This is a genomic window from Mucilaginibacter sp. UYCu711, assembly GCF_050433825.1.
In the GTDB taxonomy this organism is placed as follows: Bacteria; Bacteroidota; Bacteroidia; order Sphingobacteriales; family Sphingobacteriaceae; genus Mucilaginibacter.
Window position 1 is genome coordinate 292,075 of record NZ_JBNPWM010000006.1, and the last position, 18,137, is coordinate 310,211.

The following is an 18,137-nucleotide window of genomic DNA, read 5'->3' on the forward strand; positions in this document are numbered from 1 at the left end:
CACCTTGATGAAAACGCTACTTTCCTGCTTTGTAATCTGTTTATCTGTGCTAACGCTTAAAGCGCAGATCCCAAATTTTAGTTCAACTCAACATATCGACCAGGAATTTGGTCTGGGCACCATCAGCTTAACCTATGGCAGGCCTGATGTAAAAGGTCGCAAGATATTTAATGGTACAGAACCATACGGCGTTGTTTGGCGCACCGGTGCCAACGCAGCTACCATAATAAAGTTTACTGACGAAGTGACTATTGAAGGCCATAAAATTAAGCCGGGCGAATATTCCTTATTCACGATACCCGGCGCTACCGAGTGGACTGTAATTATAAACAAAGTGGCTAAACAATGGGGCGCGTATTCATATGATCAAAAACAGGACTTGCTGCGTTTTAAAGTAAAACCTTATCGTTTACCAATTACGCTTGAAACTTTAACTATGCAATTCACTGATGTGCATATTGATGAGGGGATACTGCAAATTTTATGGGAACGCACAGGCATAGCACTTCATTTAAAAGCCAATGTTAATGACCGCGTAATAGCCAATATTAACCGGATGATGAAAGGGAAGGATAAGCCCTACTACCTTGCCGCAGTATGGTATTACAACCATAATTTAGATATGACTAAAGCCCTGGCCTGGATGACGGAACAGGAAAAAACACAACCCGATGCTTACAACGTTAAGTACTGGAAAGCCAGGATCTTGTTAAAAATGGGGGACAAAAAAGGAGCCATTAATACTGCCAAAGTAGGCTTGTTTATAGCTGAAAAGGACGAGAACGCCGAATATATCCGCATGAATAAAGAAGTACTGCGCGATGCCGGCTACATTAAATAGTTTGCGATATCCAATACTTATCCTACTTTTGCAATGCTTTAGGTTTCCTGGTGATAACAATCATTAGGGATTAAAAGGGAATACAGTGTAATTCTGTAACTGTCCCGCAGCTGTAAGCTCCATAACCATAGTCCATTCATTAGTCACTATCCGGATACCCGGATGGGAAGACAGGACGAAAGGGGAGTAAGTCAGAAGACCTGCCAGAGCATTATATATTATTCACAGCTTTCGGGGATTGAAGCTTGGATGTGATGCTCACCTGTAAAACCGGCGTGTTTTCATTCCATTATCACTCTTCCTTCAGGCTGTAAGTTTTACTTGCATCAGGCCATGAACAAAACAGTAGCATACTTATTAAAATATCCGGCGCATTTGTGTGGATGTTTAATGCTATCGGCCTTTTTATTGTCAACCATTTCTGTTTTTGCGCAAAGCGATACTACTAAAAAGCTAAAAGAAGTTCAAATAAATACTTCGGCTATACCGGCCATGCAGCTTGTTGTGCCATCGCAGTCTATATCTTCAGGCGATTTTATCCGTTATAACGCATTTAACGTAGCAGATGCTATCCGTGATTTTTCGGGTGTTATCATTAAAGATTATGGCGGTATCGGCGGTTTAAAAACAATGTCCGTTAGGGGGCTTGGCGCTAATCATACATCAGTTTTATATGACGGTGTACAGGTAAACGATGCCGAGAACGGGCAGATAGACTTGAGTAAGCTGAACGTAAACGGTATCCAGCGGATCACCTTATATAATGCACAGCCGCCAGATATCTTACAAACAGCACGGGCCTTTGCAGCAGCAATTGTCTTAGCTATCGAAACCGTAAAACCCAACTTATCCGCAGAAAAGCCTTACCTGGTAACCGCCGGGATAAAAGCGGGCAGTTTTGGTTTGGTAAGCCCGTATCTGCAATGGCAGCAGCGGCTTAGCAATAAGTGGGCGTTTGTTATAAATAGTTACACCATAAATGCGGACGGGGGCTACAATTTTTTACTTTTTGACGGCGCTACCAACACCAAACAAAAACGCGTTGGATCAGCGGTGGCTATCCAGCAGGTTGATGGTACTTTATATTGGACCGGTAATAACAGCAAGTTTAACCTGCGGCTTAACTATTATAATTCTGACCGGGGTTTACCAAGTGCTGTAATACTTTACAAGATACCGCCCGAAGGACAAAAGCTGTACAACCGCGACCTGTTTTTGCAGGGTGGCTATGAGCATAAATGGAACAGCGGACTGCAACTATTACTCAACTCAAAAATCTCACAAAACCAGTTACGCTATCTTGATCCGCAGTTCCCGAATACCGCAGGAGTGCTTGATCAGCATTTTAGCCAGCGCGAATATTACCAGTCGGCAGCTTTGGCTTACTCTATCAAACCAAACTGGCAAATATCATATGCAGCAGATTTGGCTGTAAATAATATGAATGCCGATCTGCCTGGTTTTCGTTATCCAACACGGCTTACCATACTTAATGTTTTGGCAAGTAATTTAATATTAGGTGATTTTACGCTGCAGGGCAGCTTACTTAATACACACCTGCACGAAACCGTAAAAACCGGCACCACAACACCCGACAGGAACATCTATGCGCCTACTTTTATAGCCATGATAAAACCATTTACTGATAAAAACTTACAGCTGCGCGGCTTTTATAAATACATATTCAGGGCGCCTACGTTTAATGACCAATATTATGGTTTCAGTATAAACCCCGAACTAAGGCCCGAACTTACAAAGCAGTATGATCTGGGTGTTAGTTACCTGAAAAGTCTCACCGGATTGTTTGATTACCTGAGTTTTACCGCCGATGCTTATTACAACAACATCACCGATAAAATTATAAATATACCAAGCCTTTATAATGGTTATGCCCGCAACACAGGCAAGGTAGAAGTATTGGGGATTGACGCCGGATTAAAAACCCAGGCGAAGCTTACACCTTTTACGGTAACATTAGCTGCAAACTACACCTTTCAGCAAGTACAAAATGTTACGGACCCTACAGCAGCTATCTATCTTAATCAGTTGCCCTACACCCCTAAACATACAGTGGCTATAAACGCTGGTATTAGTGAGGGTGCATTTGGTTTGTATTACAACCAGGTAATATCGTCATCAAGATATTACGACAACGATAACCTGCCTATCGATTATATGCCGGCTTATGGTATCAGCGACGCGTCGGTAGTTTATAAAGGCGCTGTTAATCATTTTCCGGTTAGTTTATCTGCGGGGGTTAATAACGTATTTAATACCAACTATATGGTGGTGCAAAGTTACCCCATGCCCGGCCGGTCATTCAGAATTTCATTTCAAATAACTATATAAAACAATAACTCATGAAACAAATTAAACTTCACAACCTCTTTATCGCGTTAACATTTACAACGATCCTGGCATCATGCCATAAAGATAAAACAGACCCAACTCCGGATAAACCTACAGCAGAACGAGCCGGTGTTTATATATTAAACCAGGGTGCTTTCAGTAAAAACAACAGTACCTTAACTTATTATGATTACACCACCAAAGCTTTAACAGGCGACCTTTTTGTAGCGACTAACACTAATAAGCTTGGCGATACCGGTAATGACCTGGGGATTTATGGATCTAAAATGTATATCGTTGTAAATAACTCAAACCTGGTTTATGTTAGTACCGCTAAAACTTCTAAAGTTTTAAAAACCATTACGCTAAATCAACCACGCAGTGTTGTTTTTTACAAAACAAATGCTTTCGTAACATCTTATAATAACACCGTATCTGTAATTGACACTGCTACTATGGTTATTACTAAAACCATCAATGTAGGTAGCAGTCCGGAGCAAATGGCTATTGCAAATGGAAAACTATATGTAGCCAATTCAGGTGGTTTAGATTATCCAAATGTTGGAACTACGGTATCAGTTATTGATTTGACTACATTGGCAGAAGTTAAAAAAGTAACTGTTATCGCAGATCCTATTTCGGTTACCGCAGATACATTTGGAAATGTATATGTATTATCATTAGGAATCATCACTAATACACAAAACGTTAATCCCGGATTAACTATCATAAATAATACAACAGATGTTGTTAAATCAAAAGCAGATTTAAGTTTAGGTTATAATGTGCCGATTTACGCACAAGGAGATTTTGTTTACTATCCAACAGTTGATAACAAGATAGCTGTTTATAATGCTAAAACACAAACGCTATCATCTGCAAACTTTGTTACCGACGGTACAGCTATTACTACTCCGTATGCCATATCAGGCGATGTATTAACCGGCGAGATCTTCATTTCAGACGCTAAGGACTATGCATCAAACGGAACTTTAACCGCTTTTGATAAAAATGGTAAAAAAGAATACGTTATAACTACCGGTATTAATCCAGGTAAAATAGTATTGATCAATAAATAATTCCTATAAATTATTCTTTAGTAATTTTAGGATTAATATGTAATTTTACGGCATGTCATCATTACAAAAAATAAACACAAGGAACATCATACTGGCTTTGGTCATAATCATCCTGACAGCTACCCGGTTATTAACTTTAAAATACCAGATCTGGAGTAATTTTACGCCGGTAGGTGCATTAGCAATTTTTGGCGGGGTATATTTTAACGAAAAGTGGAAAGCTTACGTTGTTGTACTGTTAACATTTTTTGTAAGTGATGTTATCATCAATCATTCATACACCGGGCAGTGGTCTTTATGGAGCAGTGATACTTTTTGGAATTGCGTATGTTTTTCAATAACCGTATTTATTGGTTCCCAAATTAAAAAACTGACTGTTGTTAATAGCGTGGTTATTTTACTTGCACCGGTAGCTGTTCATTGGTTAATTATGGATCTGCCATGGATAAACGGCGCTGCAGCACTTTATCCATACACGGTACTTGGATATTGGGAGGCCTTAGTTGCCGCATTGCCGTTTGAGCAAAATATGTTTTTAGGAGATGCTGTTTTTGGGCTTGTATTATTCGGCGGTTTTGAGCTGGCTAAGAGCAAGTATACCGTATTGCGTACCAACCACAAATTAGCACTTTAATAACTATACGATATATGTGAAAGCGTCCCGATATATCGGGACGCTTTTTTTATGAGCTTTTATTTATGAAAAAAATAGTTGTACTAACGGGCGCCGGTATAAGCGCTGAAAGCGGTTTAAAGACCTTTAGGGACAGCGACGGCCTGTGGGAAGGTTACGATATACAAAAGGTGGCAACACCCGAGGCATGGCAGCAAAACCCGCAACTGGTACAGGATTTTTATAATATGCGCAGGAGGGATGCGCTTGCAGCCAAACCCAACGCCGCGCATTATGCCCTGGCCGAATTAGAAAAGCAATACGACGTAACCATCATCACCCAAAATATTGACGACCTGCATGAGCGTGCCGGATCAACTAAGGTGATGCATTTGCATGGGGTTATTACACGTTCGCAATCAAGCATCGACTCAAACCTTACTTACCCGATTGATGGCTGGGAACTTAAAATGGGGGCGATGTGCGAGTTAGGTTCGCAACTGCGCGCGCATGTAGTTTGGTTTGGCGAGGATGTGCCGATGATCGTACCGTCGGCACGGATCTGTCAGCAGGCTGATATCTTTATTTTGGTGGGCTCGTCATTAGCGGTGTACCCGGCAGCAGGCTTAATCAACTATGTGCATTATAATGTACCCAAGTATATCATAGACCCTAATATTCCGGATGTTAACCGGGTAAAAAACCTAATAAAAATAGAAGAAAAAGCAACTGTCGGCGTACCGGAGCTGGTGAAGGGGTTAACAAACAATTGATTTTAAAAAACAGTATGATCATAGCATTTAGGGTCACTAAAAGAGATGATCCAGGTGATCCACATTTTAAAGTGGATCACCTGTTACGCTTTCACCGGCATTTCGCCCATCTCTAAAACCAATGTACCGCCATTAACCAGGTCCTGGTGCGAGAACCATAGCTTATCCAGCTTCCTGCCATTCATGGCTGCCGACTGGATATACTTTTTAGTTTTTGATGATCCTTTAGCTATCAAAGTAAATGTCTTGCCATTTGGCAAATCTATAGCCACCTTACTAAACAACGGGCTGGTAATGGTATACATTGGCGAGCCTGGCTTAACCGGGAAGAAGCCCATAGCCGAGAACACGACTACCGATGACATTGACCCGCCATCTTCATCACCGGCCACGCCTAAAACATTGTCTTTAAAGTAAACATCCAGTATAAACCGGGTCCATTTTTGGGTTTTCCAGGGATTGTTGGTGTAGTTAAAGAAATAGGGGATCTGGAACGAGCATTGATTACCCATAGAGAACTGGCCTATTAATCCTGTCATATCCGGGAACTTCGCGTAAAACGCTGCACGGCTGCTACCCAAACCTTCGCGGAAGTATTGATCCAGCTCGCTTTCAAACTTATCCTTGCCGCCCATTAGTTCAATTAACCCTTCAATATCATGCGTAACACCCCATTTATAGGTGTAGCCGTTATTCTCGTTATAGTAAGATTGCCCCTGTGTTTTTGGGTCGATATTCACCCATTCGCCTTTATCATTCTTAGGCATAAACAGCGTCTTTTCAGTGCTCCATAAGTTCCTATAGTTCTTGGCACGCGGGGCATACTTAAGGTGCACCGTATTATTGCCTAACTCTTTAGCCAGCTCGCTAACCGCCCAGTCGTTATAACTTGCGGCCAATGTTACTGCCACTGCCGACCGTGCGCTACGGTGCACTTTAGCTACAGCGTCGTTCTCAGCCTCGCCGATGTTCAGGGCAGGATAGTAGCCCTTTTCGTAATAAAAGTCTTCCAGCGCACCTTTAGGGCCGTTTGTGGAGGCAAGCATAGTGGCTTGCTCAGCATTCTTTAGCATGCCTTCAAGCGCCTTCTTTGTATCGAAGTTACGAATGCCCTTACGGTATGCATCCAAAAACATCACTGCCGAGTAAAAACCAAACATGCCCGGACGATCGCCGAATACTTTTGGGTACTCGGGCATCCAGCCGCTCTGTTCGTACATATTAACGTACGACTGCAGCATATCACCTTCCTGCGCCGGGTTAAGGATGCAGCGCAGCGGGTGCTGCGCTATGTAATCGCCCCAGGTGTAATCATCCGTATACACGTTGCGTTTATCGTCATGTACCTTATCATCGTAACCGCTGAAGTACTTATCACCACTTTCGGTGATGTTGTACATCCGCACATAGCTGCGGTAAAGCGCCGTGTAGAACGTTCGTTTTTGCCCAACGGTACCGCCTTCAACCTTTATCTTACCGATCTCTTTTCTCCATATCTCTTTACTTTGTGCGGCTAACTGATCAAAAGTGATATGGGTGAACTCCTCCATGTAGTTCTTCTTCGCCTGTTCGGGGCTGATAAAGGAAACCGCAAATCTAAACTCGACGGTATCTCCATCAGCTTTAGCATAGCTCATGGCCACCTTTTCGCCGTTCATCATTTTGGGCGTAGCTAATGCACCTTGTACGGTGTATTTGCCCCAATCCTTATCGCCATTTAGTTTAACACTTACGGGTTTGCCCGAGAACGTACCATACATATAAGCTTTACCCTTTTGCGCATGGATACCGTCCATTACAAGCTCGGTGCCTGTTATGCTGCCATCTGCTGCGATGTCATATAAGCCATTATCATAACAGTGCGTAAGCAGCACATGCTTAGCAACCCCTTTAGGGTACCTGAACCTATACATGCCGCCTCGTTTGCCAACTGTATGTTCAACCCGGATGTCTTTATCAATCAGTGTTGTTGCATAATACCAGGGGTGTGTTACTTCCATATCATGGTCGTAGGTAAGGCGCTCGTTCCAGTCGGCATCAGTAAGTGTACCTTTTGCCGGCCTGACAGAGAATATAACTTGTGGCGTTATAACGTTCAACGACAATAAAGGGAATCCCGATACCTGGTCGTCTAAATAATCCTGGCGCCTTGGGTGCGTGCGAACCATTTGATTAGGTAAGTGTACCACCGGGCGGTTTGTGTTTAACAGCGGGGCTATATTGCCTATTGTAGGGTCAATATATTGCAGGTAGTCTTCTTCCGTTTTTGCGTGATCATCTGCAAGCTTATCTACAGCAGCTTTAACCGTAACAGGTATTGCTGCTACTGCAGCCAGCATACTGCCGGCCTGCATAAACTTACGTCTTGAAATTCCGTCTTTTGCTTCTTCTTTCATTATATTTTAGGGATTAACCTTTTGTCGCTTCGCGGATAGCACGCCCGGCAGCATCAATAAGGTTCAGTTTCATTTCAGAGTATTTACGGGATATGATAATCCCATCAGCGCCGGCTTTATAAGCGGCAAGGGTGGCTTTATAAACATCATCAGGCGATTGCTTTCGGCTGTTCTTTCCTGTCGGGATACCAATATCAATGCCGGGGAAGATCAAACATTTGCCTTTAACCCCTTTAAGTGCACGTTGTGTTTCGCGATAAACATAATCAGGCGACAAGCCAGCCATAGGAAGATCATCGTATGATGCTTCATTTTCGCTATAGCCTAATAGCCGGCTGTTAAACCTCATTAGTTCTTCGTGCCGGATATCCTTGAACATGGTCGAACCTATGTTTTTTATAAAATGCTGGTAACGTTCGCCACCGCAATTGTTATAAACAACGATCTTCAGGAAATCAACCCGTGTTGCCAAGTCTGCATAATCCCGCGTAGCGCGAAAGAAAGGGTTAAATGAGTTAACGTGCTCAATATGTAAGCCGACCAATTGTTTTTTGCCGAGTGCCTTAATGGCTTTATAAACATCATCAACAATCTGGTGCTTACCATAGTCAAACAGCTGATCCCAGGCAACTATCTCCGGGTATTCCAGCATGATCCGCTGAAACTCGACATAATAACCATCACTTGGTCGCTGATCAGCTAAAGCCGCTTTTGCAAAGGCATCCAGTTTATGGTAGCCTTCTTTGGTGCGTTCGAAATTGATACCGCGTTTCTTTGCAGCTTCCTGGTGATACTGGCAAAAGCAGGTTGATTTAGAGGGATCAACCGTACCAACCAAATGGCTTGCACCCAAAGCATTCAATAGCGGGCCGCTGCGTTCGTTAAAGAATACAAGGCCGTCCAGATCATAGCTTGCACAAGTATCGGTAGCCAGGGCTGTCCAAAAAGCACGGACGTTTGGATTAAATAAACAGGTTGTTTTTGTTTTGCGTCCTATCAGATCCACCTCGCGGCAATCATCTATACCGGGCACATCATCGCGCCATTGGTCTTCAATGGTAGCAAATACTTTCATGCCGCGTTTGCGGGTGCCTTTTATCACTTCGGCAACCAAGTCACGGCTACCATACTCCGGCGACCGCGTATCTTTTAAAGTTGTGTTTTTATAATATTGGGCATGGGGGATAGCGTAGTTGCCGCCATGGTAGTTAAGATCTTTTTCCTGTGGCCCATGATCAGGGAATGGCTGTCCGCCAACCTGCCTGCCTGATAGGCCATCGCCATAAGTAAATGTATTTAAGAAAATGGTGTTAATAGCACCGCGTTTTTGCAGGGTATCCAATACGCTATCGACACCTTCATCAGCAAACGAAGCCATGCCTACCTGCAGACCATTTATTAACTCTTTAGCGGGTTTGTTAGCTGCAAATCCCGATATTTTAACCAGCGGACCAGCAGCTATCAAAGCAGCCAGTGTAACACTGTTTTTAATGAATGTACGACGCGGATTTTTACCAACAGCTGAAGCAGCAGGGGATAGCTTTTTGGGTTTCATAAAATCAGTTTAATATTGGTTGACTAAATATGCTAAATCTTTTTAGCATAATAGGTTACAACCGCTGTAAAAAAACTGATACTATGATGGTTGTTTGATTTTGAAATTGATAGGGATTGCGCACAACACCCGCACAGGCTCTCCATTAGCTGTGCCTGGCTTCCATTTGTTTAAACGCCGAACAACACGCAGTATTTCTTCGTCTTGTTTTGCTGATAATCCATTTACTATTTTCAGGTTGCTTATGCTGCCATCTTTTTCAACTACCATCATTACAGTTACGCGCCCCTGGCAGCCATACATCCTATCTGAAAATGTATAATGGATTTGGCTTAGTTTATAGTAAAAATTATCCATGCCGCCTTTGTATTCAGGCATGGTATCGGCATCTTCAAGAATAGGAGAGTTTTGGTAAGATGTGGTTTGCGCTTGTATTTTAAGCGTAAATGAAATAACGATAAGGATGAATAGCGCCTTTTTCATAAACCGACTTATTAAGTAGATATAAATATACTACATTAATTAATCTAAAAACCAACAGGACCAGTATCTATAGTGTTGGGAACGAAATGGGTATGGTATATTGCACTCTTACAGTCTTGCCTTTGTCCATACCAGGAGACCATTTTGGCATCAATTTGATCACCCGTAATGCTTCTGCCTCTGCTTCTTCTGAAAACGACCGAACGATTTTTATACCAGTGATGCTGCCATCTTTTTCAACAACAAATGTTGCTATTACCCTGCCTTTTTCGGTGCCTGTATGTAAATTTTTTTTGAGGTAAGTAATGAAGGCCTCAAAACCTCCTGCATATTGCGGGTACTTGTCTACCTTATATAAAATAGGTTCTTGTGTAGTTAAATTGTAATGTGCTTGCGAACCGAAACCGCACACTACAAGAAAGATTAGCGTGATAAACTTTTTCATAACTAAATATACTAATATTCCCTCACCATTAAGCTATCCGCAAAATCGCGCAGGTATTGTTTGTTTTCTTCAGGCAGGTTGATCTTTTCTAGCGCCTCGAAAGCTTTATCAGCATAACTGTGCATAGTGGTTTCGGCGTGCTGTCTTACTTGTACGTCGTTGTAAATAGCGGTAACGGCTTCTACTTTTTCCAGTTGATCAAATTGTTCAGCATTGATCCATTTGGCTAATTCGGCTTTTTGATCAGGATTAGCCAACTCCGAAGCTTTTATCAACAGGTAAGTTTTTTTGTTTGATATGATATCACCGCCAACCTGTTTGCCAAATTTTTCGGGCGAACCATAGATATCAAGGATATCATCTTGTAACTGGAAGGCCAGGCCAAGGTTTTCGCCAAACTCGGCGATAAGCTCAGCATCTTTCATATCGGCACCGCCTAATATCGACCCTATTTTTAAAGCTCCCCCCAGTACTACAGCGGTTTTAAGGCGGATCATGTAAATATACTCGTCTATCTTTACATCGTTACGTACCTCAAAATCCATATCCAGTTGCTGGCCTTCGCAAACACTTACTGCTGTGTTGTTAAATATGTCCAGTATAACCCGTAGCAACCTGTCCTCAACCTGCATCATCAGCTTATAACCCTCTATCAACATCACATCGCCTGACAGGATGGCCGCGTTTTTATTCCATTTTTCGTGCACGGTAACTTTACCGCGGCGCAGTGGCGCATTATCCATAATATCATCATGCATCAACGTAAAATTATGGAACACCTCAATTGCCAGAGCGGGAGGAAGCGCTTTTTCTACGTCGCCGCCAAACAGGTCGCAAGCCATTAATAACAGGGCAGGGCGCATACGCTTGCCGCCCATGTTCAGGATATATGCTATAGGCTCGTATAATTCGGCGGGATACACCGGATATTTAAGATTGGTAACCGCTTTATCAATTAATAGTTGCAGGTCTTGTAGTTCTCTCATGGTTTGGTTAATAAGTGAGTGGTTGAGTAAGTGAGTGGTTTAAACCCAATCAAATTAATCTAACTAATCACCATTATACTAATCTTGTACTAACGAAAAATCAATTTGTTTTTTAGCAAGGTCGACGTTTTTTACACGTATTTTAACCTCATCACCCAGTTGATAAATCTTCTTTTTACGTTGGCCAATGATGGCATAATTTTTCTCATCTAAGGTATAAAAATCGTCAGAGATATCGCGCAGCCTTATCATTCCTTCGCATTTATTTTCAAGGATCTCTACATACATACCCCATTCTGTAACACCCGATATAACGCCACTATAAACGCTGCCAACCTGGTCTTTCAAAAACTCGGCTTGTTTGTACTTAACAGATGAACGCTCGGCATCGGCAGCTTTCTTTTCCATTGCTGACGCATGCTGGCACATCTTTTCGTAATGATCTGCATTGACCGACTGACCGCCATCTAAATAATGTTGTAATAAACGGTGTACCATCACATCGGGGTAACGGCGGATAGGTGAGGTGAAGTGCGTATAATGATCAAACGCCAAACCGTAATGACTGCTGGTTTTAGTGGTGTAAATTGCCTTAGCCATAGACCGGATAGCCAAATGGGTCAATACATTCGCTTCTTTTTTGCCTTCCACGTCCTCCATCAAAAAGTTAAGGGACTTTGCAGTTTCTTTGTCGGATTTAGTATTGATCTTATACCCAAACCGTGCAGCAAAATTGGCAAAGCTGGCCAATGCTTCGGGTTTTGGCGAATCGTGCGCACGGTAAACAAATGTATATTTTTGCTTGCCCTTGCCTTTTTTACTTACAAATTCGGCCACTTTGCGGTTGGCTAAAAGCATAAAATCTTCTATCAGCTTATGCGCATCTTTACGTTCTTTTACGTAAACCCCGGTTGGCTTGCCTTTATCGTCAAGAATAAACTTAACCTCGGTAGTTTCAAAGCTAATGGCACCATTTTTAAACTTACGGTCGCGCAGTATATAGGCAAGCTCGTTCAGCTTTAATATCTCATCGCTAAAGTCGCCTTGTTTGGTTTCAATAACTTCCTGTGCTTCTTCATAAGTAAAACGGCGGTTTGAGTTGATAACTGTTTTCCCGAACCATTCGTTTTGGATATTGGCTTGCTCATCCAACTCAAATACAGCCGCGAAACAAAGTTTATCTTCGTTAGGACGCAATGAACACAAACCGTTTGATAATCTTTCCGGCAACATTGGGATAACTCTATCTACAAGGTAAACCGAGGTTCCTCGATCAAAAGCTTCTTTATCCAAAGCCGAATCGGGAATGATGTAATGCGATACATCTGCAATGTGTACGCCAACTTCGTAGTTGCCATTCTCCAATATTTTAAATGATATGGCATCATCAAAATCCTTGGCATCAAATGGGTCGATAGTGAAGGTGGTAACGTTTCTGAAGTCACGACGTTTAGCGACTTCTTGTGGAGTTATATCTGCTGAGATCTCTTCTGCATCTTGCTCAACCTCTTTAGGGAAGGAGAGGGGGAAACCATACTCAGCAAGTATGGCATTCATTTCAGTATCGTTCTCACCTTGAGCGCCTAAAATATGCTTGATGCGTCCAACCGGGTTTTTAGCCTGCGCGGGCCAGTCGGTTATTTCGGCAACTGCTTTAATTCCGTTTTTAGCGCCGTTAAGTTCACCCATCGGGATGAAGATATCGTGCATCATTTTACGATCATCAGGAATAAAAAACGCATATCGGTCTGATAGTTTTACTATACCGGTAAATTCCATTTTGGCGCGTTGCAATATCTCTATCACTTCGCCTTCCTGGCGCTTGCCCTTGCTTTTGGCATAAACATAAACCTTAACACGATCACCATTTAAGGCATTGCGTAGCTTGCGCGGAGCTACAAAAATGTCAGTTTCATCAGCATCGTCAGTAACTATAAAGGCCGAGCCATCATTAGTCAAATCGACTTTGCCTTCGATAAATGTTTTCAGTTCAATCAGCTGGAATTTGCCGGGCGATACTTCTTTAAGGGTTTGCTTAAATGCTTCTTCTTTTAAAATATCAAGTATGGTGTATTTTGCATCAGGATCGCGTACGTTTAGTTTGGCCGATACCTGCTTGTAATTAAGTGGTGTATTGCCATTTTGCTCAAAAATATCCAGCACCATTTGGGTTAGTACTGTGTTTATTGTTGCGCTATGTTTCTTTTTATTAGACATGTATTAAATAAGTATTTATGCGAAGATACGGAAAAATGAATGCGGAAGTCGGAATGCCGAATGCGGAAGTTTTTTAATGTCGTTTGAATGATAATTCGTCAGTGACTATTTCTTAACGTTATTTTCTTTCGCAGTTTTCCCCGAGCTTGTAAATATCGCTGTTAATTCATTGGCTTCTTTATGTAGAAATTTAGTAAAATCATTATTTAAAGTTTCCGATTCCATTATCAGTTCAAGCCATAGCATTGTTTCATCAGCTTCTTCTTCAACAATTGTTATTTTCGATATAAAATCGGCTTTAGAACGAGCTTTACAAGCCGACCTATAATTGGCGGCTACCGATGTGCCGGATCGCAATATTTGATTTCCAAGTACTCTACCAATTCTATCTTCCGGCATTGACTTGACAAGTTTAATTATGTTGAGCGCAAAAGTTTTAGTTCTCAGTTTAAGGTCATTCACAGGTTGCATATTCAAAATTTATATTTCAAACTTACCACATTCCGCAATCGGCATTCCGACTTCCGCATTCAAACAGCCGGAATCGATTCAATCAACCGCCTGGTATATTCTTGTTTAGGGTGCTGATAAATATCATCCGGATCGCCAATTTCAATGATCTCGCCTTTGTTCATTACCATCATACGGTCGGATATATGTTTGATAACCGACAGGTCATGCGAGATAAAAATGTAAGTAAGGTTAAACTCTTGTTGCAATTCTCTTATCAGGTTCAACACCTGCGCCTGTACCGAAACATCCAATGCCGATACAGATTCATCGCAAATGATAAACTTAGGCTGTAGGGCCAAAGCGCGGGCAATAACGATACGCTGCCGCTGCCCGCCAGAGAACTCGTGCGGGTAACGGTTAAAATGCTCAGGCAGCAGGTTAACGCGCTCCAGTAGTTCAACAACCCGTTTCTTGCGCTGTGTGTTGTTGTTATACAAATTGTGTACCTGTAAGGGTTCCATAATCGACTCGCCAACGGTAAGCCGTGGGTTAAGCGACGAGTAGGGGTCCTGGAATATGATCTGGATATCGCGGCGTATATTGCGCAGGTCGGTTTTGTTTAGTTTGCGCAGATCAGTACCTTCAAAATTGATGATGCCTGCTGTAGGCTCTATCAACCTTAAGATGCTCCGGCCCAAAGTTGTTTTACCACAGCCCGATTCGCCAACCAGGCCCAGTGTCTCGCCGGGGTAAACATCAAAGCTTACATTGTTAACCGCCTTTACCATGTTCTTTGATTGCCCGAAGATCCCTGAGCTTACCGGGAACCAGGTGCTCAAGTCTTTTATTTCCAATAATGGTTGCTGGCTGTATAGTCTTTTCTTGCGTTCGGCTAACTCTGCCTTCGGGTAATGGTATTCGTTACGGATGTGCGCTATGCTGGTATCGCTATCTTTAAAATCGGCTATAACGGGCAGCTTTTTAAGATGATGTTTGACTGATGGACGGCAAGCCAGCAAGCCTTTGGTGTATGGGTGCTGCGGGTGCGCGAACAGTGTCGATGCCTTCTCCTGTTCTACGATCTCGCCTTTATACATTACCAGCACGCGGTCGGCAATTTCATGCACAACGCCAAGGTCATGCGAGATAAATACCAGGCTCATGCCGCGCTCGTCCTTTAGCTTTTTTAACAGGTCGATGATGGTCTTTTGCACCGTAACATCAAGCGCGGTGGTGGGCTCATCGGCAATCAGTATCTCGGGATCACAGGAAAGCGCCATGGCTATCATGACCCGTTGCTTTTGGCCGCCAGATACCTGGTGCGGATAACTGTCGAATATCGCCTCGGGGCGGGGGAGTTGCACCTCTTTAAATAGTTTGATGGCTTGTGCCTTTGCCTCGGCTTCCGTCAATCCCAAATGCAGCTGTATAGCTTCTGTAACCTGGTAGCCGCAAGTAAGTACCGGGTTTAACGAGGTCATGGGTTCCTGGAAGATCATGGCTATACGGTTGCCGCGTACGGCACGCATTTCTTCTTCGGATATGCCAAACAGATCTATATCATCCAACAGCACCTTACCGCTAACTACCGAACTGCTTTTATCCAGCAAACGCATCAGGCTTAATGAGGTAACCGACTTACCCGACCCCGACTCGCCAACTATACCAATGGTTTCGCCTTTGGCGAGATTGAATGAGATACCCTTAACTGCATCAAACAACCCCTCGGGCGTTTTAAATTGGATAGTGAGGTTGGTAACGCTTAGCATATTAACCTACTATGGTGATGTTCTCCTCGTCAATCAATGGCTCGCCGCGATAGCGCCTTAGCAATTGGGCTGTAGCTATCACATCCTTTTGGCAATAGGTGCTGATACGCTCCAGCTGGTTGTCCTTCCAGTAAACCGAGCCAACCATGCTGCCGTCTATATCATCTTTTGGGGTGGGGATGTTGAATATAGAGGTGAGTAGATTTAAGGAGGTGTAGCTTTTATAATCGCCAAACTTCCATAGTTCCATGGTATCCAGGTGGCCAATCTCCCAGGGTTTCTTGCCGGCTATGTCCAGCTGTTTGGGTAGGGGCAGGCCGTTAACCAGCATACGCCGGCAGATATAGGGGAAATCAAACTCTTTACCATTATGTGCAACCAATATCAGGCTTGGCGGCTGGCCGGCCAGCATGGTCGAGAAGTCCGCTAATAGCTCTTTCTCATCATGCCCGGCGAATGATTTTATACGCATGCCTCTTACAGCGCTACCGGTGAATACGCCAACCGAGATACAAATTATCTTCCCAAACTCGGCCCAGATGCCGGCGCTTTCATAGAACTCTTCGGCGGTCTCATCCTTGCGGATGCGTTGGGTTTTAAGGTCCCAAAGCTTTTTAAAATGATCGGGCAGCTCATCGTGCGTGGCGTGTTGCGGCACGGTTTCAATGTCTAATACCACTAAATTACCCAGGTCGTACTGTTCAAGCATCCGTATAAAATTATTAATACAGCCAATATAATGATAGCTATCGAATTAGGAAACTAATATCCATCTACTGACAGCTGCCTGACAGTAGATGATCTTAAAAAAGCATCAAACTGTTTCACTTAAAAAATGAAACAGTTTGCAACACTTGAAACACTATTTTAATGTAAGTTATTATGAATCAATGATTTGATAAAACTTGAGTGAAACACTTTGAAACAGTACAAAAACTTGAGATGAAGGTTGTAATTACCTGTAAATAAATAAAGTATACAAAAATTTTCTTTTTTAATCAAACGGAGTGAAACACTTAAAGTGAAACATGCCTAAGAGTCTTAGGTATATTTAAAACAGCGTTAATTAATCGGCAAATAAAAGCAAAAATTACTGCCCACACCCGGTTCGCTGTCAATAGTAAAGGTGCCATTATGTTTTTTAATGATCTCGGCAGCAATGTAAAGGCCCAGGCCCACACCATTAAATTGCTTGGCTACTTTTTTCACCCTGAAAAATCGCTTAAATATTTGCGCGATATCTTCTTTGGCTATCCCTATGCCCGAATCGATTACGCAAACGGTTATCTGTCCGCTCTCAACAAACGCGCTTACTTTTACCTGTGTAGCATCGGGCGAATATTTAATGGCATTGTTTAACAGGTTGATAATAACACGCTCCAACCTAAACTGATCGCCGGTGTAAAAAATATCTACCGAGTTTTCCAGTGTGATTTGATGTTGCGTGGAGATCTGTTGTACCGTTTCAATACTTTGAGTAAGTATATCTGTAAAAAAGAATTCGGTTATATTAAGGTCTATCTCGCCGGTATTAATCTTGGTAACATCCAGCAGATCCTCAATAAGCCGCTCTAACCGCAAAACACTCTGATTAGATCGTTCTATAAAGCGGTAACTGCGGTCGGCTTTATTTAACGATTTAGCTAAGATCTGGTTAATGGCTTTGATATTGGTAAGCGGTGTTTTTAATTCATGGCTAACCATATTAAAAAACTCATCCTTTTTGGCATCCGCTATAGCCCGTTTCTCACGCTCCTCGTTTTGGTAGATCAGCTCTTTATTGGCAATAGCAAGTTCATCGGCACGTTTTTGCTTTTCCTGGTTCTGATAGATCAGCTCTTTATTGGCAATAGCAAGTTCATCGGCACGTTTTTGCTTTTCCTGGTTCTGATAGATCAGCTCTTTATTGGCTATAGCGAGTTCATCGGCACGATCTTGTTTTTCCTGGTTTTGAAATACCAGTTCGTGGTTGGCAAGGGCTAATTCGTTAGCACGATCTTCTTTTTCGCGGTTCCGAAAAAGCAATTCGGTATTGGCTAATGTTAATTCGGCGGCACGTTTTTCTTTTTCGTGATTCTGGAAATCAAGCTCAATATTGGCAAGGATCAGTTCGGCTTCCCGCTTAGCTTTTTCTTGTCGTTCGTATAATAACTCGGCATTAACGGCTTCCAGTTGCAT

Annotated in this window: 15 protein-coding genes and 1 riboswitch; of the genes, 5 read left to right on the forward strand and 10 right to left on the reverse strand. The window is 42.7% G+C overall.

Going from position 1 to position 18,137, the window contains the following annotated elements:
- Positions 1-7: 7 nt before the first annotated feature.
- From ABIB50_RS14850 to ABIB50_RS14870, 5 genes are all read left to right on the forward strand, one after another.
- Positions 8-841, forward strand: a complete 834-nt coding sequence (locus tag ABIB50_RS14850) for a DUF2911 domain-containing protein (protein ID WP_429380772.1) — start codon at positions 8-10, stop codon at positions 839-841.
- A 22-nt stretch (positions 842-863) separates the two neighbouring features.
- Positions 864-1,063, forward strand: a riboswitch (cobalamin riboswitch).
- Positions 1,064-1,174: 111 nt separating this feature from the next.
- Positions 1,175-3,190, forward strand: a complete 2,016-nt coding sequence (locus tag ABIB50_RS14855) for a TonB-dependent receptor plug domain-containing protein (protein WP_429380774.1) — start codon at positions 1,175-1,177, stop codon at positions 3,188-3,190.
- A gap of 11 nt (positions 3,191-3,201) precedes the next feature.
- Positions 3,202-4,269, forward strand: a complete 1,068-nt coding sequence (locus tag ABIB50_RS14860) for a YncE family protein (protein ID WP_429380776.1) — start codon at positions 3,202-3,204, stop codon at positions 4,267-4,269.
- 52 nt (positions 4,270-4,321) lie between these two features.
- A complete protein-coding gene (locus ABIB50_RS14865) occupies positions 4,322-4,903 on the forward strand; it encodes a DUF6580 family putative transport protein (protein WP_429380778.1) in 582 nt (193 codons plus the stop codon).
- A 65-nt stretch (positions 4,904-4,968) separates the two neighbouring features.
- Positions 4,969-5,655 (forward strand): SIR2 family NAD-dependent protein deacylase, encoded by a 687-nt coding sequence (locus tag ABIB50_RS14870; protein ID WP_429380780.1) that lies wholly within the window; start codon positions 4,969-4,971, stop codon positions 5,653-5,655.
- 83 nt (positions 5,656-5,738) lie between these two features.
- Here the strand turns inward: ABIB50_RS14870 and ABIB50_RS14875 are convergent, their stop codons facing one another.
- The 10 genes from ABIB50_RS14875 to ABIB50_RS14920 form a co-directional block, all read right to left on the reverse strand.
- Complete coding sequence (locus ABIB50_RS14875; protein ID WP_429380782.1) at positions 5,739-8,051, reverse strand: GH92 family glycosyl hydrolase; 2,313 nt, start codon at positions 8,049-8,051, stop codon at positions 5,739-5,741.
- Positions 8,052-8,064: 13 nt separating this feature from the next.
- Positions 8,065-9,606, reverse strand: coding sequence for a hypothetical protein (locus tag ABIB50_RS14880; protein WP_429380784.1), 1,542 nt, complete (start codon positions 9,604-9,606; stop codon positions 8,065-8,067).
- An 81-nt stretch (positions 9,607-9,687) separates the two neighbouring features.
- Positions 9,688-10,089: an energy transducer TonB gene (locus ABIB50_RS14885; RefSeq protein WP_429380786.1), complete on the reverse strand. Its 402-nt coding sequence runs from the start codon at positions 10,087-10,089 to the stop codon at positions 9,688-9,690.
- Between the two features lie 67 nt (positions 10,090-10,156).
- Positions 10,157-10,534 (reverse strand): energy transducer TonB, encoded by a 378-nt coding sequence (locus tag ABIB50_RS14890; protein ID WP_429380788.1) that lies wholly within the window; start codon positions 10,532-10,534, stop codon positions 10,157-10,159.
- Positions 10,535-10,545: 11 nt separating this feature from the next.
- Entirely contained in the window at positions 10,546-11,520 is a 975-nt protein-coding gene (locus ABIB50_RS14895) for a polyprenyl synthetase family protein (RefSeq protein ID WP_429380790.1), read from the reverse strand.
- Between the two features lie 78 nt (positions 11,521-11,598).
- Positions 11,599-13,737: a ribonuclease R gene (rnr, locus tag ABIB50_RS14900; protein WP_429380792.1), complete on the reverse strand. Its 2,139-nt coding sequence runs from the start codon at positions 13,735-13,737 to the stop codon at positions 11,599-11,601.
- Between the two features lie 105 nt (positions 13,738-13,842).
- Positions 13,843-14,208 (reverse strand): four helix bundle protein, encoded by a 366-nt coding sequence (locus tag ABIB50_RS14905; protein ID WP_429380794.1) that lies wholly within the window; start codon positions 14,206-14,208, stop codon positions 13,843-13,845.
- A gap of 59 nt (positions 14,209-14,267) precedes the next feature.
- Positions 14,268-15,959: an ABC transporter ATP-binding protein gene (locus ABIB50_RS14910; protein ID WP_429380796.1), complete on the reverse strand. Its 1,692-nt coding sequence runs from the start codon at positions 15,957-15,959 to the stop codon at positions 14,268-14,270.
- Between the two features lies 1 nt (position 15,960).
- Entirely contained in the window at positions 15,961-16,668 is a 708-nt protein-coding gene (locus tag ABIB50_RS14915; RefSeq protein WP_429380798.1) for a 3'-5' exonuclease, read from the reverse strand.
- Positions 16,669-17,021: 353 nt separating this feature from the next.
- The gene (locus tag ABIB50_RS14920; RefSeq protein WP_429380800.1) at positions 17,022-18,137 is read right to left on the reverse strand and encodes an ATP-binding protein; all 1,116 of its coding nucleotides are present in this window, start codon (positions 18,135-18,137) and stop codon (positions 17,022-17,024) included.